This window comes from Cryptosporangium aurantiacum, assembly GCF_900143005.1.
GTDB classification, from domain to species: domain Bacteria; phylum Actinomycetota; class Actinomycetes; order Mycobacteriales; family Cryptosporangiaceae; genus Cryptosporangium; species Cryptosporangium aurantiacum.
Window position 1 is genome coordinate 148,541 of record NZ_FRCS01000002.1, and the last position, 21,298, is coordinate 169,838.

The following is a 21,298-nucleotide window of genomic DNA, read 5'->3' on the forward strand; positions in this document are numbered from 1 at the left end:
ACCGACCGATACGGCAGATCGACGGGGTTCCTGAGCAGGCCGTAGCCACCAATCAGGGGGTCAGGCGAGTTCGTCCTTGGTCGGTAGCGACGCCATCGCGCCCTGGCGGGTGACGGTGACCGCGGCGACCCTGGTCGCCCAGCGCGCGGCCTCGACGATGTCCGCGCCGTCGAGCAGCGCGTCGGCGATCGCGGCGCAGAAGCTGTCGCCCGCCGCGGTCGCGTCCACGGCCTTGACCTGCTCGGCGGGCACCCGCGTCGACCGCTCTGCCTCGACGACCAGGCACCCCTGGGCGCCGAGCGTGACGACGACCGGGCCACGGGTGCCCAGGTTCTGGGCGAGCTGCACCAGGTCACCCCGGTCGACGCCGCCGGCCAGGCCCAGCAGCTCACCGCGGTTGGGCACCAGCACGTCGACGTTGGCCAGCAGCGACGGGGCGACCGGCCGAGCGGGCGCCGGGTTCAGCACGACGATCCCGTTGGCCACCGACGCGGCTTCCTCGACCACCGCCGCGGGCACCTCCTGCTGGAGCAGGACGCAGCGGGCGGCGGCCACCAGCTCGCGGTCGACCTCCACGTGGTCGTTCGCGCCGGGGCTCACCACGATCGTGCTGTCGCCCTCGGTGTCGACGAAGACGAACGCCTGCCCGGTCGGGGCTTCGACCTGCCGGACGCCGCTGATGTCGATGTTCTCGCCGCGCAGGAGGCTCAGCAGGAACTCGCCGTCGGAGGCGCCGACCGCACCGACCATCGCGGTGCTGCGTCCCAGCCGCGCCGCGGCCACGGCCTGGTTACCGCCCTTGCCACCGCCGCTACGGCGGGCGTCGCCACCCAGCAGGGTCTGACCAGCTTCGGGCGCCTGCGGGACGTCGACCGTGACGTCAACGTTGAGGCTGCCCACCACGACGATTTCGAACGAGCTCATGGACCCACATTCAACACAGCAGGGAGTTTGCCCGCGATGGCGGCGTAGTCCTCACGCGGCGGCGCGAACACGTCGAGGTTGATGCAGGGCTCGGTGAGCGGCTGGATGTAGTGCTCGGCACCGGCCGGAACCAGCAGCATCGACCCCGCGGTCATCCGGTGCGGGGTGCCCTCGATGTAGTAGTCGGCCTCGCCCGCCAGGATCATCGCGAGCTGGTCGAAGTCGGCGTGTGAGTGCGGCCGCAGGTCCATGCCGACCGAGAGCGAGTGCCAGCAGAGCATGACCTCGTCGGTGCTGTAGACCCGGCGCCGCACGCCGGGCCGAATCACGTCCTCGGGGACGTCGTCCCAGTTCACGACCGTCCGGTAGAGCGCTTCGCTGAGCTTCATCGGGTTTCTCCCAGGGTCTTCCGCAGCGCGGCGGCCAGGAACTGCAGGTCGGAGCCGATGACCACGTACCGGTCGCCGGCGGCCTCAGCGGTCGTGGCCGCCTCGGGGGTGGCACACCAGGAGCCGGTGAGCGGGCCCGCCGCCCGGACCTCGCGGACGCGTTCTTCGAACGCTGCCGTGTCGCCGAGGCCGATGCTCACGGCGAGGTCGGTCACGCCCAGAAAAACCACGTCCAGGCCGCGGACGACGTCCGGCAGCGGGTCGTCGGTGGTCGCCGTCTCGATCTGGCCGACGAGCAGCGGCGGTTCTTCGCGCTCGGTGGCCAGATAGTCGGCGAGCGGGACGCCGCTGTAGCCGGCCCCCGGGTGGGCGAGGGAGATGCTGCGGGTGCCGTCCGGGGCGTAGCGGGTGGCGGTTGTCAGGGCTCGCGTTTGTGCGGCGGAGCGGAGCGTCGAGAGCTGGATGCCCGCCGCCCCCGCTTCCAGGAGCCGGTTGATCAGCCCGGAATCCACGGTGGGTATCCGCACCAGCGCGGGCAGGCCGATCGCGGTCGCCCGGCTCACCGCACGGCGGGCCTGCTCCTCGGAGAGCTGCGAGTGCTCCAGGTCGACCACCACGAAGTCGGCGCCCGCCGCCTTCGCGAGGTCGATCGGCTCGTCGCCCGCGAGCTTCACGAACGTCCCCCGGACGCCCGTGGCCAGCGCGGCCCGCAGCTCCGCTCGGGTCACAGCGCGTCCGAGCTGTGGCCGGGGGTGGTCTTCCAGCGTGAGTTGACCAGCGGCGCGATGTGGTTGATCGCGGTCGCGGCCTCGCCGAAGCCCACCGAGATCAGCGCGACCTTGCCCTCGTACATCGCGATGTCACCGGCCGCGAACACCCGCGGCAGGTTCGTCCGCTGCGTGCGGTCGACCAGGATCCGGCGGCGCTTGAGGTCCATGCCCCAGTCTGCCATCGGCCCCAGGTCGGTGAGGAAGCCGATCGCGGCGACGATTGTCTTCACGTCCCGGGAGATGGTCTCCTTGGACTCCACGTGCTCCAGCGTGACGGTTTCCACCGCGTCCGCGCCGTCCACCGCCACCACCTCGTACGGGGTGATCAGCTCGACCGAGGACTCCTGGAGCTTCGAGACGCTCTTCTCGTGCGCCCGGAACGCGTCCCGGCGGTGCACCAGCGCGACGCTGTTCGCCACCGGTTCCAGTGCCAGCGCCCAGTCGACCGCCGAGTCACCACCGCCCACCACGATCACGTCGTGTCCGGCCAGGTCCGCCAGCCGCGGCACGAAGTACCGCAGGCCACGACCCGCGAAGTCACCACCAGCGGGCAACTCCTTGGGCTCGAACGTGCCCATGCCACCGGCGATCAGGATCGCTCTCGCGTGCACGGTGACGCCCGGGTCGCCGGGTGTACTCGCCACGGCGGTCACCGTGACCCCGTCGTCGTGCACCTCGATCGTCGTCGCCCGCTGCTCCATCAGGAACGTCGGCTTCGACTGCTGGGCCTGCTCGAACAGCGCGTCGACGAGGTCCTGGCCGCGCACGGCCGGGAACCCGGCGACGTCGTAGATGTTCTTCTCCGGGTACAGCGCCGCGAGCTGGCCGCCGACCTCGGGCAGCGAGTCCAGCACCGCGACCGACATCCCGCGGAACCCGGCGTAGTACGCGCCGTAGAGCCCGACCGGACCGGCGCCGATGATCAGGACGTCGACGTCTACTTGGTCCACGACGCCACCTCTTCGTGGTCGGCCGGGAGTGGCGGCACCTTGCGGGCGCCCCCCGGCGAACCGACCCCGAGCGTGAGGAACACGGTCTCGTTGATCGAGGCGAACTGCTCCTTGTCCCCGGGCAGGTCCTCTTCGTGGTAGATCGAGACGACCGGGCACGCGGGCTCGCAGCGTCCGCAGTCGACGCACTCCTCCGGGTTGATGTACATCATCCGCGGACCGGGGTAGATGCAGTCGACCGGGCACTCCTCGATGCAGGAGCGGTCCTGGACGTCGATGCAGGCATCGGTGACGACGTAGGCCATGGTGGTGCCTTACTGACTCAGGCCGAAGGGGCGTTGCCGCGCCACTCGGTCAGTTCCTGGGAGACGCCGTTCACGAACACCGCGGTGGGCTCGAGCCGGGGGGCCTCGATCGTGTTGCCTGCGGCGTCCGGGAGAACCGCGGAGCCGACCTCCTTCAGCACGGTGACGTGCGCCGGTCCGCCGACCGTCAGCGAGCCGTAACCCTCGGCGTCCAGTCCGAGCAGCTGAGCCGGCGCGGTCGTGACGCGCGGCAGGATCTCCGACATCGGGACGCCCAGCGCGAGGAACTTCGACATCGACGTCACCAGGTCGAACACCGGGCCGCGCCAGTTGCGGCCGGACGTGTCGGAGCTGAGCACGTCCGGCAGGAAGCCCTCGGCGATCGCGGGCTTCGCGACCTTGAACGAGAGGTTCGACTTGCCGTGCGCCGAGTCGTAGAGCACACCCCGCTCGCGCGCCTTGTAGACCTCGCGCAGCACGGCCCCGTTCTCGTCGAGGATGCCGTTCTCCTTGCCGGTGTAGCAGTGGGCGATGATGTCGCCCGGACGCATCCGGTCGAGGATCTCCGGCAGCGTCAGCGCGGTCTCACCGATGTGGACCATCACCGGGAGACCGGCCTGCTCGCCGAGGCCGATCGCTTTTTCGAGGAGGGGCACAATTTTGTCGCCCAGCACGTCCTCGGACAGCCGGATCTTGAACCCGCGGACGACGTCCGGGTTCTGCGCGGCGGTCTCCAGCGCGTCCTCGACGTTGAACGTGTCGGGGTTGAGCAGCTCGCCGTAGCGGAAGTCGATCAGGCCGAGCACCGACACGTTGAGGAAGTTGACGATCCGCATCACGGTCGGCTCGACGACGAGCGTCCGGAACGCGGGGAACGTGCTCGCACCAGCGGTACCGGCGTCGGCGGCGGCCACGACGCCCCGGCGGAGGTGGGCCTCGTCCTGGGGCGCGCCGACCTTGGAGACCTTGTGGAAGATGTGTGTGTGGCCCTCGACCAGGCCGGGGAGCACGGACGCGCCGCGCACGTCGACGATCTCCGCGGTCGCGGCGGCCGCGCTGTCGGCCAGGCCGGCGCCGATCGCGGCGACCTTGCCGTCGGCGATCGCGAGGTCGGCGACCTCGTTCCGCCCGGACGCCGAGTCGAGCACCGTGCCACCGCGCAAGACGGTGTCGTAACGAGCTTCGGACATGGAGACCTCCACGAGAGCGGGTCCCGTGGTGGGACTCCGATGGGTGACTTTCAGGCGACGGTGTTCACGAGCGGCACGAGCGGGCCGACCGCGATCCGGATTTCCTGGCCGGGGCGCAGGTAGTCGTTCCGGTCCTGCCCGGTGCCGGGTGGCGTACCGGTGAGGACGACGTCCCCGGGCTCCAGCCGCACGTACCGGGACAGCCGGGACAGCAGCTCGGGGACGTCGAAGATCAGATCGGCGGTCGAGCTGCGCTGGCGCTCCTCGCCGTCCACCCAGGAAGCGACCGGGATCGCGTCCCGATCGGCGAGGTCGGAGGGCGGCAGCATCGTGGGGCCCAGCGGCGCGCAGCCGGGAAAGCCCTTGGCCAGCGTCGGTGTGCCGGTGGCCTTCATGACGTCCCGGGCCGTGGAGTCGTTCGCGGCGATGACGCCGCCGACCGCGTCCCAGACGTCCTCCGGCCGGGCGTCGTGCAGCGCGCGGGCGAGCACGATGCCGACCTCGGCCTCGTAGTCGAACTGCGTGGTGAGGTCGGCCGGGATCGGTAACGCGGCTCGGTGCGCGGCCAGCGCGCTCGACGGCTTGAGGAACAGGATCGGCTCGGTCGGGACCGGTCGGCCGGTCAGCGCCGCCTTGCCGTGGTAGTTCAGCCCGACGCCCCAGACCGCGGTGTCCAGACCCAGCGGCGGCACGACGACCTCGTCCAGGTCGGCCTTGGCGAGGCGACGCGTGACCGGCGCGGTCTCGACGTCGGCCAGCGTCTGCCCGGCCTTGAACAGCCACCGCAGGTTCGGGAGCGGTAGGTCGACGACGGCCAGCTCGTCGCCCTCGACCCGGGCGATGCCGTAGCGGGTGACGAGCGTTTCCATGCGCTGATCTTCAAATGCGTGATCTCATCTTGTCAAGCGAGACGGCGCATCTCATTCTGAGACAGACCTCGCTCGTGCGAGCCATCGCCCCACGTCCGAGCGCGCGCCGCGCCGGGCTGCTCCGGCCGCTCCGCGGCGCTTGACGCGACAGCGGGCTCTAACGCCGCCTTACAGACCGGTTACGCGTGAATCCGCGGGGTGCGGGACAAGAGCCGCTCGTAGACGTGACACCAGCGGGCCAACTCCGGCACGGAGAACGTGTCGATGCGGGGGTCGCCGGTGTTTGGTAGTGGGCGGGGGCCTAGGCGGGCGGTGGGCACGCCGGCGGCGCGGAAGACCACGCCGTCGGTGGAGCCCGTCCAGCCACGGATCGGCTCTACCGCCGGGATGCGAGCCCCGGAGCCGGCCTCTGCGTCGGAGCCCGCCCCGGCGCCGGGGCCGAACTCGGCGTCGTAGGCGGCGGTGGCGGCCTGGATGACCGGGGCGTCGGGGGGCGTGCCGGGGCCGTTGCCCAGCAGCTCCTCGTCGACGCGCACGCCGTCGAACGCGCTCAGGTGCGCGGCCAGCGACGCCGCGGCGGCTCCTGGTTCGACCGGACCGGGCAGCACGAGGTAGCAGTAGAGCTCCAGCGCGGCCGGGGCGAGATCGGGCTTCTCCGGCGACCCGGCACGCAGCGCACCGAGCCCGAACGACGCCCCGTCCTGCCTCGACGGGTCGACGCGAAGCGCCTGCTGTGTAACGTCCGCCGCGTAGTTCGAACCCCAGGATTCGACGGCGGCGAGCAGCGCACCAGCCTGCGACAGCAGGCCGCCCGGAGGGCGCAGCAGGCCCGGCAGCATCAGCGGACCCCAGCCCGCTTCGAGCCGGATCCGCAGGTAGAGCGCGGCCGGTTCCTGCCGCAGCACGCCCGGCGGCCCGCCCTTGGCGACGACGGCCGCGCCCGGGCGCGGGAACGCCGCGAGGTACTCGGTGACGCCGGTGGCCGGGTGCGCCCCCCAGGACGTTCGGTGCGTTCCGCGGGCGGCGAGCAGGAGGTGGGTGTTCGGCACGGCGGCTCGCACGAACCCGACGATCGCCGCCGCCGCGGGCGCCTTCGCGACGCCGAGCCCGAAGCCGCTCACGGTGTCGCCGTCGTGCCGGTACGCCGGCACCGGATCGGCCCGGCCCGTAACCGCGGAATCCACGACCGGATCCCCGGTCAGCGATGTGTCCAAATGGGAGTACAGCACTATGTCGGCTGGGGCACGCTCGGCCGCCGAGCCGCCGTGAACGGACGCCAGCACGCTCGCGGAGTTTTCGCCGAGCGGCCGCACCTGCCAGTCGATGAACGGCCACCGCTCGGCGGCCCACGCGGCGAACTTCTCCGCGCGCGGACGCTCACCGCCGTGCGGGCTCGCGGTGCCGGCCAGTTCGGCGAGCACCGCGAGGACGTCCGTCAGAACCGCTCCCAGTCGTCCGCCGCCGCGCGCCAGACGTCGATGTTCCGCGGGTCGCCGCCCATCCGGCGGGCCTTGTGCGTCTCGTTCTGCTCGGGCGTGAAGACCCGGTGGCCGTCACACAGCTCGATGCGCGGCCCGAACCGGGCGTCGTACAGGTAGAACGCGATCGAGTGCGACGCGGAGTGGTTCACGATGTCGGACGCGATCTCGGTGCCCTTGTAGAGCGCCCTGGCCCGGCCGCGCATGACGTGGTCGAGGCTCTTCATCTTGAAGCAGAGGTGCGCCAGGTAGAACTTGTCGTCGCGGCGCAGCGCGAGCGAGTGGTGGTACCGGTTCTCCGACCGCAGGAACGACGACGAGCCGCGGCCCGGCGTCATCACGTAGTCCGACGCCTGGAAGCCGAGCACGTTCAGGTAGAAGTGCTGGCTCTCCTCGTAGTGGTCGGTGGAGAGGAACGGGTGCACGAGCTCGACCGGCCGGTACTCGAGCAGCGGCGGCTCGGCGTACTCGTAGAACTCCCAGCCGAACTCGAGCGTCAGCCCGTTCGGGTCCTTCGTCGCGAAGCCGCGGGTGCAGACCGACGCGGTGCGCTCGTGCAGCGGGAAGATCTCCGCGCCCTCGGCGCGCAGCCGCTTCTCCAGGTCGTCGAGGACCTCCTCGGACTCGACGCTCAGGCCGATCGCCAGCGTGTCGAATTCGGTGAGGCTCGGGTCGCTGACCAGCTCGATCGAGTACTGCTCGATGCCGGCGCGCAGCTGCGCGTACTCGGGAGTGCGCGCCTCCACCTGGAGGCCTACGTGGTACGTGTAGAACTCGATCGCCTCGTCGAGAGCCGGGGTGGCCAGCCGGGCGAACTGGATGCCGTACGGGCCGCGCGGGCGGTTGGTCACTGGCTTCTCCGATCGGAACGGCGACGGCGCGGAGAGCGTGACGATCGTCTGCTGGGCGATGACCGGCCGCCACTTCTCCCGCACGAACGCCTCGTGCTCAGCACTGTTGAGATAGGACTTCAGATCGTTCTCGTCGTCGAACTCGATCGTGAAAACGTGCGACATCCGGGTATCGCGTTCGGAGATGTTCGGCCCCAGCACGAAGCTGCGCATCTGCGGATACTTGCTCGGAAAGGTCTCCAACTCGGCGAGGATCGCGTCGACCGGCGCGCCTGCCTTGAAGGCGAATGCAACCACGTGCCTGATCACGGCGCCTCCCTACAGGATGAAGCTGAGTCGGGCGCCCGGCTCGAGCAGCTCGTGCACGAGGTACGCCCGGCGGTGGAGGAACTTCAGTTCGCCCTCGTCGTTCAGCACGACGTCGTGGTGGTAGCGCCCCACGTACGTGTGGTGGGTCTGGTCGCGGAACCGGTTGATGAGGAAGTTCGCCTTCAGCTCGATGCCCTCGGCGCCGCGGATCACCCGGACGTTGGTCACCATCCGGTGGGTGCGCGAGTGCGGGTTCTCCGCGTGCGCCTTCCGGCTCTTCAGCCGCTTGACGCGCGCCTGGAGCAGGTCCCAGTCGTCGAGGACGAAGAAGCCACCGCCGGTGCGGTCCCAGCCCTGGTAGTCGGTGGTCGGCACCTCGAACGTGCCGCCCTCCTCGAACAGCGCGAGCCAGGCGTCGAGGTGCCACTCGTCGAGGAGCATCGCCTCCTGGTAGAGGAAGTCCTCGGCGTCCTCGCGGGTGACGGTGACGGTCGGGGCGCTCATGCGGTTGGCCCTTCATAGCTCGTCGCGGCGACGCCGGGCACCGCGCCCAGCGACTGGTCCCAGTGACGCCAGAAGCTGCGCATGGCGCCTTCGTCGATCGAGCGGCCCTTCTCGCCCTTTGCTTCCCGCTCCATTCCGCGGGACATGTCGCTCCAGTCGTTGAAGCCGCGGGTGTCGCCCTTGCTGGCCTCGATGCCGCGCTGCACGGCCTCGTACGCCTCGATGTCGTCCGGCGTGGCCAGGCCACCCGGGCCGACGAAGCTCGTCATCGTCTTGAGCCGCATCGCGCGGGCCTCGTCGTCCTCGTCGGTCGGCACGTACTGCCAGGCCCGGACGTCGGTGCGGCCGGGCGCGACCGGCTCGAGCTGGCGGATCGTCAGCGCTTCGAGGTCGAAGAACAGCAGGTTCGGCCAGACGAACAGGATCCGGCTGGCGTCGCCGATCGTGTCGGCGCGCTCCTGGCCGAGCCGCTGCGCCATGGCTTCGCGGTTGGCCTTCGTCCGCTCCTTCTCCTCCTCGCCGAAGCGCGGCTCCCAGAGCATGCCCAGCCGGCCGTTGTGCCCGGTGAGCACCAGCATCGAGTGCCCGTTGCCGAGGTCGTAGGCGTACTGGTCGTCGTCGGTGACCGCGAAGCCGGTCTCCCGCAGGTACCCGACGAACGTGTTGTGGGTCGGCGAGAAGTGGTAGCCGTCCATCGCGTTCTCGACCGCGAGCTTCCAGTTGCCCTTGACGCCGTAGCGCTGGATGCCGGGCAGCGTGGACATGCCGGCCGCTGACTGCTCGGCGGCCATCGAGAGGATGTCGGCCGCGTCGCCCAGGTGCTCCAGGAGCGGCGGCACGTCCGGGTCGTACGAGATGAAGACAAAACCCTCGTGGATGTCGAGCTTCGCGACCGGGCGCAGGTCCATCGAACCCTTGAAGCGCTCGAGTTCGGCGTACGCGTCGTCGCCGGGGAGCGCGGAGAGCTTGCCGGACGAGTTGAACGTCCAGGCGTGGTAGAAGCACTGGAAGTTGCGGGCGTTGCCCTGCTCGTCCCGGCAGACCACGGTGCCGCGGTGCGGGCAGGAGTTGAGGAACGCCCGCACCACGCCGTCGCCGCCGCGGACGAAGATCAGCGGCTTCCCGCCGATCGTCCGCACCTTGTAGTCGTTCTTCTTCGGGATCTCGGTCTCGTGTCCGAGGTAGAGCCAGGAGTGGCCCCAGATCCGCTCGCGCTCGGCCTGGAAGACCTCCGCCGAGCGGTACGCCTCGCGGTTGACCCGGAAGGTCAGGGCGTTCCAGTCCTGCGCGATCAGGCCACCGTGGCCGGTATCGACCAGACCTTCAGCCATTGTCTGTGTCATCATCGGTCCTCGTTGTGAGAGATGCCATCTCGCATTCCGACATGGTGTATTGCAGAGTGCTTACTGTCAACGGACCCAGCGGCGGCGATCCGGTTGATAGCATCACGCCTGCTGAGATAAGCCCCCGTGGTCGCATGCGGCCACAAAAAGGACGATTCATGCTTGAGCCTGTGCCCGAAATCGCCCCGGTTTCTCCCGCCCCCGACGATGACGACCTCCCGCGCGCCGAGCGCGGTACGCCGGCGATCCAGGCGGTCGAGCGGGCCGCGACGATCCTCGGCGCGTTCAGCGTCGGACGTCCCCGGCTGAGCCTCAACGAGCTCACCGCTCGGCTGGGCACCAGCAAGGCCACCGCGCACCGGTACACCAAGGCCCTGCGCTCGGTGAACCTGCTCCGCTACGACGAGCGGGAGGCCCTGTACTCGCTCGGCCCCCAGGTGCTGACGCTGTCCGCCGCCGCGCGCGCCGGGCTGCCGATCATCACGATCGCCGGCCCGTACATGGAAGAGCTGGTCCGCGAGGCGGGTGAAACCGTCGTGCTCTCGGTCTGGGACGGCGACACCGCGGTCGTCGTCCGGGTCGACGACAACACCGACCGCACGGTGCGGATCAGCGTCCGTACCGGCGCACGGCTGTCGATGTCCCGCTCGGCGCAGGGCCGCGTGTTCTGCGCGTTCCTGGCCGAGGACGAGGTCCCCGGGCTGGGGGCCCTGCTGCGCCGTAACCCGGAGCTCCGGCTGGAGCTGGAGACGATCCGGGAGAGCGGCATCTCGGTGAACACTCCCACCGACAACGGCGTCCGCACGATCGCCGCGCCGGTGTTCCAGGACGCGCAGATCGTCGCCACGATGGCGATCGTCGGCACCACCGCCGCGGTGGCCGGTGACACCGACTCGCCGGCCGCGCAGTCCCTGCTCCGGGTGACGCGCTCGCTCACCCAGGAGCTGGGCGCCGGCTCGCTGTAGGGCCCGAGCGGTGTCAAATCCTGGTCGTGGGAGCGACCGGGATTTGCCACCGCTCCAACGGTCGGCGCTCACAGGTCCAGGCTCAGCCGGTCGGTCGCACACCGGCTGACGCAGATCATCATCGTGCTGCCGCCGGCGCGCTCGGCCTCGGACAGGATGCTGTCCCGGTGCTCGGCCGCGCCGGCCAGCACCCGGGTCTCGCACGAGCCGCAGTACCCCTCTTCGCAGTCGTACGGCACCCCGGGGACGACGTCCCGGATCGCTTCGAGCAGCGTGCGGTTCGCCGGGACGCGGAGCGTGTGTCCGGCGCGAACCAGCGTCACCTCGAAAGCGCGCGCGTCGGCCGGGATCGGGGCCACCCGGTCGGCGCCACCGCCGGTGAACCGCTCGACGTGCAGCTCCAGGTCGCCGACCGTGTTCTCCACCGCGGTCAGCAGCCCTTCGGGGCCGCAGCAGTAGACCTTGGTGCCTTCCGGTGCCGCAGCGAACGTCCCGGCCAGGTCCGGGTGGCCGAACTCGTCCTGCGGCACCAGCCGGACGCGGTCGCCGTACTGCTCGTGCAGCGCCGACGCGAACGCCATCGACGCCCGGGTACGGCCGCCGTAGAGCAGCGTCCAGTCCGCGCCACGGGCGTCCGCGGCCCGCACCATCGCGCTGATCGGCGTGATGCCGATGCCGCCGGCGACGAACAGATACCGCTCGGCGTCGACCAGCGGGAAGTGGTTCTTCGGCCCCCGGACGCGCAGCGTGGCGCCGGGCGTCAGCACCTCGTGCACCTCCGCCGAGCCACCGCGCCCGGCCGGTTCGCGGAGCACCGCTACCTGGTAGGACTCCCGGTCGGCCGGGTCGCCGGTCAGCGAGTACTGCCGGACCTTGCCGGACGGAAGGATCAGGTCCAGGTGCGCGCCGGGCTCCCACGACGGGAGTTCACCGTCGCCGACCAGGCGCAGCGAGACCACGCCGTCCGCGATCGGTGTCACCGCGTCGAGCGTCAGGACCTGCACGTCCAGGCCGGTCGTGGTCTTCGGGGCCGGGGTGCCGCGCTTGCGCCCCGGCGTGAACGTCACCGGGATCGCGTCCCAGCCGGACTGGTTGCCCCAGGACTCGGTGGGCGTGGCGGGCTCGGTGAGCCGGTAGTCCGGGAACCGTTCGAGGACCTGGGTGATCATCTCGCGGAACATCGCCCTGGCCAGGTGCGCGCCCGCGCAGCGGTGGGACCCGATGCCGAAGCTCAGGTGACCGCGCGGGTCACGGTCGAGGATGACGCGGTCCGGGTCCGGAAACACCTCGGGGTCGTGGTTCGCCGCGATCCACGGGATCAGCACCCGCTCGCCGTGCGCGACCGGGCAGCCGCCGATCGTCGTGTCGGTCATGACCGTGCGCGCCATCGACTGGGACGGGGCGAACTTGCGGAGGAACTCCTCGGTCGCGACGTCGAGCAGCGCCGGCTCGCGGATCAAGCGCGCCCGGTCCTCGGGGTGGTTCGCGAGGTGCACGAGCGTCGAGCCGGTGAGCGACGTCGTGGTGTCGACGCCGCCGGCCACCAGCAAGAAGATCACCGACGCCAGCTCGTCGTCGGAGAACGCCTTACCGTGCGCGACCAGCCAGGAGATCGCGTCGTCCTTCGGGTCTTCCCGGCGGTCGTGCATGAGCTGGAAGATCCGGTCGCCCATGAAGCCGAGCGCCGCGCCGCCGCGCTGTTCCCGCTCGCTGCCCGGGATCGCCGCGAACAGGTCGTGGATCGGACCGGCCAGCCGCTTCCAGTCCTCACGCGGGAACCCGAGCCAGTCGAGCGTCACCGCGGTCGGGACCGGGTTCGTCAGCTGGTGGACCAGGTCCGCGCTGCCGTCCTCGATGAACGCGTCGATGACCTCGGTGACGTGTTTCGCGATCATCGGGACCAGCGCCTCGACCGCCGACCGGCTGAGCAGCGGGTTGATCAGCTCGCGGTACGGCGTCGACTGCGGCGGGTCGAGCTCGATCGGGTACTGCGGGAGGGCCTTGCTCTCCGGGATGACGAACGCGATGCCGTCGATGTCGTTACGAGCCGACGAGAACGTCGCGTCGTCGCGGGCGATCCGGGTGATGTCGTCGTACCGGGTGGTCACCCAGTGGCCGCCGTAGGACTCGGTCCAGGCGACCGGAGACTTGTCCCGGAGTTCTGCGTACTGACGCACCGGGTCGATCGTGAACTCCGGGGCGTGGTGGTCGAATTCGACCACAGGACGTGCTGCTTCCACTGCCATCTCCACGGCATCTGAAGCTTGGTGCGCGGTGTTTGCCCCGGCCGCGCCACCGGAGTGCCTTCACGTTAAGGGGAGCCCGTTCAGGCGTCAATCTCTCCGAGACAACGTCCCGCAATGTGTTTCCGTTCTGCGTCCCCGCAGGTCAGAGCCTTCATTCGGACGCCACGAAGCGCGCCTCCGCAGGTAGCGCGCGCAATAAACGTTTCACATACATGCGTGTGCCAGCACAAGCGCGAAGCACTTTTGTTGTTCTGAGCTGGAGCCCGCCCAGGGCGGCGCTGGCCGCCCACTAGAACGTGAGCACAGCTTTGATGATGTCGCCGCGCTTGGTGGCGGCGGCGGCTTCGTTGATGTCGGCGAACGCGTAGTGCGCGATCAGCTTCTCCACCGGGAAACGACCGGCCGCCTGCCAGGCCAGCAACTGCGGCACGAGCACCTGCGGCACCGCGCTCCCGGAGATCACGCCGGTGACCGTCCGCCCGTTGAGCAGCGTCCGCCACTCGATCTCGACGTTCTCGCTCGGGCCCACGCCGACGACCGCGCAGGTCCCCCGCGTGTGCAGCGCGGCGACCGCGTCCTTGACGACGTCCGCGCGGCCGGTGGTGTCGACCGACCCGTCGAGGCCGTCCGGCACGATCGCCCGGATCCGCTCGGCGACGTCACCCTCGCGGGAGTCGAGGACGTGGGTGGCGCCGACCTCCTGCGCGGTCTGGAGGCGCCCGGGGCTCACGTCGACCGCGATCACGGTCTGCGCACCCGACGCGGCCGCCGCCATCACCGATGCCAGCCCGACCGCGCCCGCGCCGAACACCGCGATCGCGCTCTCCGGTCCGGGCTTCAGGATGTTGACGATCGTCCCCGCGCCGGTCATGAACCCGCACCCGAACGGACCGGCGTTCCGCAGGTCGGCGGACTCCGGCAGCTTGACGACGCTGCGGACGTTGACCACCGCGTGAGTGGCGAACGACGACTGGCCGAGGAAGTGCCCGTACACCGGCTGACCGTCGATCCGCAGCGCCGAGGAGCCGTCCGGCCGCGCGCCGGCGAAGTTCAGCGCGTCGAACTGCGCGCAGTACGACGGCGACGCGGTCCGGCACTGCTTGCAGACGCCGCAGGAGGTGAACGCGAGCGCCACCGGGTCGCCCGGCTTCAGGTCGGTCACGCCGGCGCCGACCGCCTCGACCACCCCGGCGCCCTCGTGGCCGAGGACGGCGTCGGTCGGCAGGAAGGTGGCGAAGTGCAGGTCGGTGGCGCAGATCCCGACGCTGCTCAGCCGCACCAGCACCTCGTCGGCTCGGGGTTCGTCGAGCTGCGCGGGGCGCAGTTCGAAGCTTGCTGACGCGGTCACGGCGGCGACGGTGATGTCCACGGGGATCTCCGATATCTCACTATGGCGAGACGGCATCTTGACTTCCGAGATAGTAGACGTCAAGACTCGCTGCATGAGCGTGCTCGACGTCCCGGACAACCGACTTCTCATCGGCGGAACCTGGCGGTCGCCCGCCTCCGGTGACGCCCTGCCGGTGCTCGACCCGGCAACGCAGAAGCCGTTCCACTCCTCCGCGCGAGCCACCGCGGCCGATGTGGACGCCGCCGTGGCCGCCGCCCGCGAGGCCTACGACGGCTGGTCACGGATGAACCCGTCGGACCGCGGCGCGATCCTCGGACGGTGGTCCCAGCTCGTCTTCGAGCACGTCGAGGAACTCGCCCGGTACGAGGCACAGGACGTCGGCAAACCGCTGTCCGATGCCCGGACCAACATCTTCATCGCCGGCAGCATCCTCGGCTACTTCGCCGGTGCTGCCGACAAACTGCACGGTGCGACGCTACCGTCCCGTTCGCCGGACAACACGGGCTTCACGCTGCGTGAGCCCCTCGGCGTCTGCGCGCTGGTGATCGCGTGGAACGTCCCGGCGATCCTGATGATGGCGGACGCCGCTCCGGCGCTCGCCGCGGGCAACACGGTTGTGCTCAAGCCCTCCGAGTACGCGCCGATGAGCCCGCTCGCGCTGGCCGCGCTGGCCACCGAAGCAGGGCTCCCACCGGGCGTTCTGAACGTCGTCACGGGGTTGGGTCCGGAGGCGGGCCAGCCGCTGACCTCACACCCGGGTATCAACCACATCAGCTTCGTCGGCTCGTCCGCGACCGGCCGCGCGATCATGGCCTCGGCGGCGAAGAACCTGGTCCCGGTCAAGCTCGAGCTCGGCGGAAAGTCACCGAACGTAGTTTTCGCCGACGCCGACCTGGACGCGGCGGTGCCCGCGATCCTCGAGTCGATCGTCGAGAACGCCGGGCAGAACTGCTACGCGGGCTCGCGCCTGCTGATCGAAGAGCCCGTCTATGACGAGGTCGTGGCGCGGCTCGCGGCGGCGATGGAGGCGGTGAAGTCCGGTCCGTGGCACGAGGACCTGGACATGGGGCCGCTCGTGAACGGGATCCAGCACGAGCGGGTGGCGGGCTTCCTGCAGGGCGGCGTGGCCTCCGGCGCGCGGGTGGTCACCGGCGGGCCCGGCTCGGCCGACGGCTGGTACGTGCGGCCGACGCTGTTCGACCAGGTGACGCCGGACATGCCGATCGTCCGCGAGGAGATCTTCGGGCCGGTGCTCGCCGCCGAGTCGTTCCGCACCGCCAGGGAGGCCGTCGAGCGGGTGAACGCCACCCCGTACGGCCTGCTGGTGAGCGTCTGGACGAACGACCTGTCGCGGGCGCTGCGGGTGACCCGCGAGGTGCGCTCGGGCCAGGTCTCGGTCAACGAGTTCGCGAACTCGGCGATCATCGGCTTCCCGTTCAACCTGGCCAAGGAGAGCGGCTTCAGCCAGGGCGGCGGCTACGAGGCGATGAAGGAGTACACGTCGGAGAAGGCCGTGACAATCAAGATGCGGCCGCTCGACTGAGCTGCTCCCGCGCCGGCTGACCACTGGTGCGCGGAGCCGGGGGCCGGACCTTGACTCCGGCCTCCTGCGCCGGGGCGCAACGGCGCGACCCGGCGCCACTTCGAGCCTGCGAGGAGGGACTGTCCGGGTCCGGCGTCAGAAATCAGCTGGTGCCGACGGACGGACGAGCGCGAGCAGTTCGGCGGCGGCGCGATCGGCGGCGTTGCGGCCGTCCGACTCGTCGCGCAGCCGGCGGGACGCCGCGGCGAATCCCGGCTCGGCCAGCACCCGGCGGACGCCGTTCCGGATCGCCTCCCCGGTCGGCGTCTGCGTCCGCAGGTTCACCCCGACGCCCGACCACGCCACCCGCGCCGAGATCTCCACCTTGTCCTCGGTCTTACCGGCGACCACCAGCGGCAGCCCGTGCGCGATCGCGAGCTGGACCGTCCCGAAGCCGCCGTTGGTGACGACCGCCGACGCGTGCCGGAACAGCTCACCGAACGGGACGTACCGCTCGACCCGCGCGTTCGGCGGGATCGGCTCGAGGATCGACGGCTCGGCACCGCCGGTCACCGCGACGACCAGCACGTCCTCACTGCTCAGAGCGTCCAGGGCCGGGCGCAGCAGCTGCTGCGGGTCGGTGGCGACGGTTCCCTGGGTGACGACGACGACCGGGCGGTGTGAGGTCACGACCTCGTCCCACCACGCGGGCGGCGTCGAGTTCGTCGGCGGCACCGGATCCGGGTGCCCCACGAAGCGCACCCAGGACGGCAGGTCCCGCCGCGGGTACTCGAAGCCGGCGGGCGACAGCTGCAGGTACCGGCCGGGCGGCGTCCCGACCTCCAGCGCGGTCCGGCCGCGAGGAGCCAGCCCCAGCGCCCGTCGCTGGATGTCCAGGTAGCCCGCGGTCGGCGCGAACAGCGTCTTGCGGGTCACGAAGTTCAGGAACCGGTTGCGGAACCGTCCCAGCGGGCCCTTCGCCGGTGGCAGGCCGAGACCGAACGGCCCGGCGTCGACGCTGGGGAACGTCAGCGCGGTGATCCCGTAGGTCGCGAACGGCGGTCCGCCCAGCTCGTGCACCAGCGGGGCCGCCAGCAGCCCGGTGTCCGCGACCAGGACATCGGCGGGCTCGGCGGCGAGCACCGCCTGCAGGTGCCTGGCCTGCTCGGCCACCGGCGCGATGAACAGGTGCTCGAGGTCGAACAGGAACTTCTTGACGCCGTTGTGCCGCAGGCGTTCGGGAAACATCTCGTCGGTCGGCCGCAGGCTGTGGTCGTGCTCGGCCGGCCACGGCACGTACTCCGCACCGAGCCGGGTGATCGTGTCCTCGAATCCTCGCCCGGTCGTGAACCGGACCCGGTGCCCGGCGTCGACAAGCGCGCGGACCAGCGGATAAGCCGGATGGACGTGCCCGGCGGCCGGGGTGGCGGCGAACAGGAAACGTGCCACTTCTGGTGATCCTTTCGGGAGGGTGCGGCCCGTGTCACATCGCCGACTGTCCGTGGAGCGGCCGGGGCCTACCTTCGACGATGGGTGACCGCCGGGACGGTGACCAGCTCTGCCGGGGATCGCTGGAGGAACTCGCCATGTCGTTCGGAAAACCGGGACGTCCGCCCGAGGACCGGACGCTGCGCCGCCGCCAGATCTACCTCGCGATCGCACCGCTCATCGAGCAGGTCGGCTACCGCGGGCTGAGCATGAAGGCCGCCGCCCGCGCCGCGCATCTCTCGATCGGCGGGCTCTACCACTACTTCCCCACCAAGCGGGACCTCGTCCTGCACCCGCTGACCACCGACTTCGGCAGCCGCTACTGCACGGATCTGAACGCCCGGTACGCCGCGCTCCTGCACACCGACCCGGAGCGCTACGCCCGCCTCAAGATCCGCGGCACCGCACGGGTGATGATGGCCGCCCGCCCGGCGGTGCTCGCGGCCGTGGAGATGGGCCTGGAGGCCTACCGGTCGACGGTCGAGACCGGCCTGTCCCACGGGTTGCTGGCGTTCGAGAGCGCGGTCGGGCATCTCGAACCGACCTTCGACGCCGACACGATCCACACGATGAGCCGGTCGATGCGCCGGATCCTGATGGCCGCGGTGCTGGATCGGACGACGACCGAGGCGGAGGTCGCCGCCGACCTCGAGCTCGTGTTCGACGCACATCTGGACCGCTCCCGCCGGGCGGCAACCGCGGTCGCTTGACCGCCCGAATGCCGAATCTGCGGCGAAGGGCCATTATCGGAACCGCATGTGCGGTGTTAACGTGGCGCGGTGCCGACGTACCGCATCAGCGAAGCCGCCGCCCTGCTGGGCGTCAGCGACGACACCGTCCGACGGTGGGCCGACGCGGGCAAGCTGCCGACCGTGAAGGGCCCCGGGTCACGGCTCGCGATCGACGGGGGTGACCTGGCGGCGTTCGCCACCGAGATCGCCGCTTCTCCCGATCGGCCGGCCGGGCTCGGCGCGCCGATCGTCGCCGAGTCCGCCCGCAACCGCTTCACCGGCATCGTCACCCGGGTCCTCCGCGACGGTGTGATGGCCCAGGTCGAGATCCAGGCCGGCCCGCATCGGGTGGTGTCGCTGATGAGCCGCGAGTCCGCCGACGAGCTCGGCCTGGAGCCCGGCGTCCTCGCCGTGGCCGCGGTGAAGTCCACGAACGTCGTCGTCGAGGTCCCCCGCCATCCCGCCTGACTTCCCCTGGAGGACGTTGTGCGCCGACCCGTTCTGCTCGCTGCCGGGTTCGCAGCGGCCGCCGCGCTGCTGCTGACCGGTTGCGGCTCGCCGTCCGAGGACAGCTCGACCGGTACCAGCAGCGCGTCGGGGAGCGTCAGCGAGGTGAGCGGCACCGTGACCGTGTTCGCGGCCGCCTCGCTCACCGAGTCGTTCACGACGCTCGGCAAGCAGTTCGAGGCCGCGAACCCGAGCGTCACCGTGAAGTTCAACTTCGGTGCCAGCTCGGCGCTGGCCGAGAGCATCGCGCAGGGCGCGCCCGCCGACGTGTTCGCGTCGGCCAGCACGAAGAACATGGACGCCGCGGTCGCGGACGGCGCTGCCCGCGACCCGAAAACGTTCGCGGAGAACTCGATGGAGATCGCGGTGCCAGCGGACAACCCTGGCAACGTCACCAGGTTGGCCGACCTGACGAAGCCGGGCCTGAAGATCGCGCTCTGCCAAGAGCAGGTGCCGTGCGGCGCGACCGCGCAGAAGGTGTTCGACAAGGCGAAGATCACGGTCAAGGCGACGACGCTCGGCGCGGACGTGAAGTCGGTGCTGACCACCGTGTCGCTGGGCGAGGTCGACGCGGGCGTCGTCTACAAGACCGACGTGAAGGCCGCGGGCAGCAAGGTCAAGGGCATCGAGATCCCGGCCGCCCAGAACGCGTCCACCGCGTATCCGATCGCGACGCTGGCCGAGGCGCCGAACGAGGAGGCCGCGAAGGCGTTCCTGGAGTACGTGCTGTCCCCCGACGGCGCGAAGGTCCTCACCACGGCGGGCTTCACCGCTCCGTGAGACGCGCGCCCGCACCGCTCTTCGTCCCGGCTCTCGTGGCGGTGGTGTTCCTGACGCTGCCGCTGCTCGGCCTGCTGGTGCGGGCCCCCTGGACCGGGCTGCCGGAGCTGCTCACCGATCCGCTGGTCCGTGAGGCGCTGCGGCTGTCGGTGGTCAGCGCGGTGCTCGCGACAGCGCTGTCGCTGGTGTTCGGTGTGCCGCTGGCCTGGGTGCTGGCGCGCACCGAGTTCCCCGGCAAGGCCCTGGTTCGTGCGCTGGTGACCGTTCCGCTGGTGCTGCCGCCGGTTGTCGGTGGTGTGGCGCTGCTGCTCGCCTTCGGCAGGCGGGGCATCATCGGGCGCTACCTGGACAGCTGGTTCGACTACACGATCCCGTTCACCACCACCGCGGTGGTGCTGGCGGAGACGTTCGTCGCGATGCCGTTCCTGGTGCTGACCGTCGAGGGCGCGCTGCGCGCCGCCGACCGCCGGTTCGAGGAAGCGTCGGCCACGCTCGGCGCCGACCGCTGGACGACGTTCCGCCGAGTCACGCTGCCGCTGGTCGCCCCGTCGGTGCTGGCGGGTGCGGTGCTCTGCTGGGCTCGGGCACTCGGCGAGTTCGGCGCCACGATCACGTTCGCCGGCAACTATCCCGGCACCACGCAGACGATGCCGCTGGCGGTGTACCTGGCGCTGGAGAGCGATCCCGAGGCCGCGATCGCGCTCTCGCTGGTGCTGCTCGCGGTCTCGGTCGTGATCCTCGCGGCGCTGCGCGACCGCGTGGTGCGGTCGCCATGAGCCTCGACGCCCACATCCGGGTCGACCGCGGCACGTTCACCCTGGACGCCACCGTGCAGGCGGCACCGGGGCAGGTGCTCGGTGTGATCGGCCCCAACGGCGCCGGCAAGACGACGCTGCTGCGCGCACTCGCCGGGCTGACGCCGCTCTCCGGAGGGCGGATCGAGCTCGACGGGCGACGGCTGGACGACGTACCGGTAGAGAAGCGTCGCGTCGGCGTCGTCTTCCAGGACTACCTGCTGTTCCCGCACCTGTCCGCGCTGGACAACGTCGCCTACGGCCTTCGGGCTCGTGGGCGCCGCAAGGCGGCCGCCCGGGACGCCGCCCGCGAATGGCTCGACCGGGTCGGGCTCTCCGAGCACGCGGGCAAACGGCCGGGGCAGCTCTCCGGCGGGCAGGCGCAGCGGGTCGCGCTGGCGCGGGCGCTGGTGATCGAGCCGGATCTGCTGCTGCTGGACGAGCCGCTCTCCGCGCTGGACGCCGGTACCCGGCTGCGGCTGCGAACCGATCTGCGGACGCACCTGACGTCCTACGGGGGCCCTTCGCTGGTGATCACGCACGATCCGGTGGAGGCGATGATCCTCGCCGATCGGCTCGTGGTGCTGGAGGGCGGGCGGATCGTCCAGAAGGGCACCGCCGCAGAGGTCACGCGCCGGCCCGCGACCGACTACGTCGCCCGGCTCGTCGGCCTCAACCTGTACCGGGGCGACGCCGCGGACGGACGGGTGACGCTGGAGGGCGGCGGCACGTTCGTGATCAGCGATCGGGCGCTCGACGGGGCGGTGCACGTGGCGGTCCGGCCGTCGGAGATCGCGCTGTACCGGGACGAGCCGACCGGCGGCAGCCCGCGGAACACCTGGCGCGGTCAGATCGTCGGTATCGAGGCGCTGGGCGACCGGATCCGGGTGGCGGTGGACGGCGAGCCGCCGGCTCTCGTCGACCTGACCCCGGACGCGGTCGCGGACCTGGACCTGACCGCGGGGGCGGACGTCTGGCTCAGCGCCAAGGCGTCCGCCCTCACGGCTTACGGTTCCTAGAGACCTACCGAGG

Annotated in this window: 21 protein-coding genes; 7 read left to right on the forward strand and 14 right to left on the reverse strand. The window is 70.9% G+C overall.

Annotated elements, in window-relative coordinates:
• Window positions 1–60: 60 nt before the first annotated feature.
• The 11 genes from BUB75_RS07550 to BUB75_RS07600 all read right to left on the reverse strand — a co-directional run bounded on the left by BUB75_RS07550 (window position 61) and on the right by BUB75_RS07600 (window position 9,885).
• Entirely contained in the window at window positions 61–924 is an 864-nt protein-coding gene (locus BUB75_RS07550) for a ribokinase (RefSeq protein WP_073253345.1), read from the reverse strand.
• Window positions 921–1,313: a cupin domain-containing protein gene (locus BUB75_RS07555; RefSeq protein WP_073253349.1), complete on the reverse strand. Its 393-nt coding sequence runs from the start codon at window positions 1,311–1,313 to the stop codon at window positions 921–923. Before BUB75_RS07555 ends, BUB75_RS07550 begins: the two co-directional genes overlap by 4 nt.
• The gene (locus tag BUB75_RS07560) at window positions 1,310–2,041 is read right to left on the reverse strand and encodes an aldolase/citrate lyase family protein (protein ID WP_073253352.1); all 732 of its coding nucleotides are present in this window, start codon (window positions 2,039–2,041) and stop codon (window positions 1,310–1,312) included. Before BUB75_RS07560 ends, BUB75_RS07555 begins: the two co-directional genes overlap by 4 nt.
• Window positions 2,038–3,033 (reverse strand): NAD(P)/FAD-dependent oxidoreductase, encoded by a 996-nt coding sequence (locus BUB75_RS07565; protein WP_073253355.1) that lies wholly within the window; start codon window positions 3,031–3,033, stop codon window positions 2,038–2,040. The genes BUB75_RS07560 and BUB75_RS07565 overlap by 4 nt, the downstream gene beginning before the upstream one ends.
• Window positions 3,021–3,338, reverse strand: coding sequence for a ferredoxin (gene fdxA, locus BUB75_RS07570; protein ID WP_073253358.1), 318 nt, complete (start codon window positions 3,336–3,338; stop codon window positions 3,021–3,023). The genes BUB75_RS07565 and fdxA overlap by 13 nt, the downstream gene beginning before the upstream one ends.
• 17 nt (window positions 3,339–3,355) lie before the next feature.
• A complete protein-coding gene (locus BUB75_RS07575; RefSeq protein WP_073253361.1) occupies window positions 3,356–4,528 on the reverse strand; it encodes an amidohydrolase family protein in 1,173 nt (390 codons plus the stop codon).
• Window positions 4,529–4,578: 50 nt separating this feature from the next.
• Window positions 4,579–5,397 (reverse strand): fumarylacetoacetate hydrolase family protein, encoded by an 819-nt coding sequence (locus BUB75_RS07580; protein WP_073253364.1) that lies wholly within the window; start codon window positions 5,395–5,397, stop codon window positions 4,579–4,581.
• A 179-nt stretch (window positions 5,398–5,576) separates the two neighbouring features.
• The gene (locus tag BUB75_RS46120) at window positions 5,577–6,818 is read right to left on the reverse strand and encodes a hypothetical protein (RefSeq protein ID WP_073253368.1); all 1,242 of its coding nucleotides are present in this window, start codon (window positions 6,816–6,818) and stop codon (window positions 5,577–5,579) included.
• A 14-nt stretch (window positions 6,819–6,832) separates the two neighbouring features.
• Window positions 6,833–8,035, reverse strand: coding sequence for a Dabb family protein (locus tag BUB75_RS07590; RefSeq protein WP_073253371.1), 1,203 nt, complete (start codon window positions 8,033–8,035; stop codon window positions 6,833–6,835).
• Between the two features lie 9 nt (window positions 8,036–8,044).
• On the reverse strand, window positions 8,045–8,539 hold the full coding sequence (locus tag BUB75_RS07595; RefSeq protein WP_073253374.1) for an aromatic-ring-hydroxylating dioxygenase subunit beta: 495 nt from the start codon (window positions 8,537–8,539) through the stop codon (window positions 8,045–8,047).
• Window positions 8,536–9,885: an aromatic ring-hydroxylating oxygenase subunit alpha gene (locus tag BUB75_RS07600; protein ID WP_073253377.1), complete on the reverse strand. Its 1,350-nt coding sequence runs from the start codon at window positions 9,883–9,885 to the stop codon at window positions 8,536–8,538. Before BUB75_RS07600 ends, BUB75_RS07595 begins: the two co-directional genes overlap by 4 nt.
• 155 nt (window positions 9,886–10,040) lie before the next feature.
• Between BUB75_RS07600 and BUB75_RS07605 the strand changes: the two genes are divergently transcribed.
• Window positions 10,041–10,847, forward strand: coding sequence for an IclR family transcriptional regulator (locus tag BUB75_RS07605; RefSeq protein ID WP_178379795.1), 807 nt, complete (start codon window positions 10,041–10,043; stop codon window positions 10,845–10,847).
• A gap of 68 nt (window positions 10,848–10,915) precedes the next feature.
• Here the strand turns inward: BUB75_RS07605 and BUB75_RS07610 are convergent, their stop codons facing one another.
• Window positions 10,916–13,069, reverse strand: coding sequence for a cytochrome P450/oxidoreductase (locus BUB75_RS07610; protein WP_073253386.1), 2,154 nt, complete (start codon window positions 13,067–13,069; stop codon window positions 10,916–10,918).
• Between the two features lie 313 nt (window positions 13,070–13,382).
• Entirely contained in the window at window positions 13,383–14,462 is a 1,080-nt protein-coding gene (locus BUB75_RS07615) for an NAD(P)-dependent alcohol dehydrogenase (protein WP_073253389.1), read from the reverse strand.
• Between the two features lie 73 nt (window positions 14,463–14,535).
• Between BUB75_RS07615 and BUB75_RS07620 the strand changes: the two genes are divergently transcribed.
• On the forward strand, window positions 14,536–15,987 hold the full coding sequence (locus tag BUB75_RS07620; RefSeq protein WP_073253392.1) for an aldehyde dehydrogenase family protein: 1,452 nt from the start codon (window positions 14,536–14,538) through the stop codon (window positions 15,985–15,987).
• 135 nt (window positions 15,988–16,122) lie between these two features.
• On the opposite strand, the gene BUB75_RS07625 is transcribed toward BUB75_RS07620, so the two are convergent.
• Window positions 16,123–17,415: a glycosyltransferase gene (locus tag BUB75_RS07625; protein WP_073253395.1), complete on the reverse strand. Its 1,293-nt coding sequence runs from the start codon at window positions 17,413–17,415 to the stop codon at window positions 16,123–16,125.
• An 80-nt stretch (window positions 17,416–17,495) separates the two neighbouring features.
• Here BUB75_RS07625 and BUB75_RS07630 point away from each other — a divergent pair, with 80 nt between their 5' ends.
• From BUB75_RS07630 to BUB75_RS07650, 5 genes are all read left to right on the forward strand, one after another.
• Window positions 17,496–18,164, forward strand: a complete 669-nt coding sequence (locus BUB75_RS07630) for a TetR/AcrR family transcriptional regulator (protein ID WP_073253398.1) — start codon at window positions 17,496–17,498, stop codon at window positions 18,162–18,164.
• A 69-nt stretch (window positions 18,165–18,233) separates the two neighbouring features.
• On the forward strand, window positions 18,234–18,653 hold the full coding sequence (locus BUB75_RS07635; RefSeq protein WP_073253401.1) for a TOBE domain-containing protein: 420 nt from the start codon (window positions 18,234–18,236) through the stop codon (window positions 18,651–18,653).
• A gap of 18 nt (window positions 18,654–18,671) precedes the next feature.
• A complete protein-coding gene (modA, locus tag BUB75_RS44900) occupies window positions 18,672–19,472 on the forward strand; it encodes a molybdate ABC transporter substrate-binding protein (RefSeq protein ID WP_073253405.1) in 801 nt (266 codons plus the stop codon).
• Window positions 19,469–20,248, forward strand: a complete 780-nt coding sequence (modB, locus tag BUB75_RS07645) for a molybdate ABC transporter permease subunit (protein ID WP_073253408.1) — start codon at window positions 19,469–19,471, stop codon at window positions 20,246–20,248. The genes modA and modB overlap by 4 nt, the downstream gene beginning before the upstream one ends.
• Entirely contained in the window at window positions 20,245–21,285 is a 1,041-nt protein-coding gene (locus BUB75_RS07650) for an ABC transporter ATP-binding protein (RefSeq protein ID WP_073253411.1), read from the forward strand. Before modB ends, BUB75_RS07650 begins: the two co-directional genes overlap by 4 nt.
• Window positions 21,286–21,298 lie beyond the last annotated feature (13 nt).

Coding starts and splice junctions, on each gene's coding strand:
- BUB75_RS07550 (WP_073253345.1), bottom strand. CDS start 924: ATGAGCTCGTTCGAAATCGTCGTGGTGGGCAGCCTCAACGTTGACGTC.
- BUB75_RS07555 (WP_073253349.1), bottom strand. CDS start 1,313: ATGAAGCTCAGCGAAGCGCTCTACCGGACGGTCGTGAACTGGGACGAC.
- fdxA (WP_073253358.1), bottom strand. CDS start 3,338: ATGGCCTACGTCGTCACCGATGCCTGCATCGACGTCCAGGACCGCTCC.
- BUB75_RS07575 (WP_073253361.1), bottom strand. CDS start 4,528: ATGTCCGAAGCTCGTTACGACACCGTCTTGCGCGGTGGCACGGTGCTC.
- BUB75_RS07580 (WP_073253364.1), bottom strand. CDS start 5,397: ATGGAAACGCTCGTCACCCGCTACGGCATCGCCCGGGTCGAGGGCGAC.
- BUB75_RS07595 (WP_073253374.1), bottom strand. CDS start 8,539: ATGAGCGCCCCGACCGTCACCGTCACCCGCGAGGACGCCGAGGACTTC.
- BUB75_RS07600 (WP_073253377.1), bottom strand. CDS start 9,885: ATGATGACACAGACAATGGCTGAAGGTCTGGTCGATACCGGCCACGGT.
- BUB75_RS07605 (WP_178379795.1), top strand. CDS start 10,041: ATGCTTGAGCCTGTGCCCGAAATCGCCCCGGTTTCTCCCGCCCCCGAC.
- BUB75_RS07620 (WP_073253392.1), top strand. CDS start 14,536: ATGAGCGTGCTCGACGTCCCGGACAACCGACTTCTCATCGGCGGAACC.
- BUB75_RS07630 (WP_073253398.1), top strand. CDS start 17,496: ATGGGTGACCGCCGGGACGGTGACCAGCTCTGCCGGGGATCGCTGGAG.
- BUB75_RS07650 (WP_073253411.1), top strand. CDS start 20,245: ATGAGCCTCGACGCCCACATCCGGGTCGACCGCGGCACGTTCACCCTG.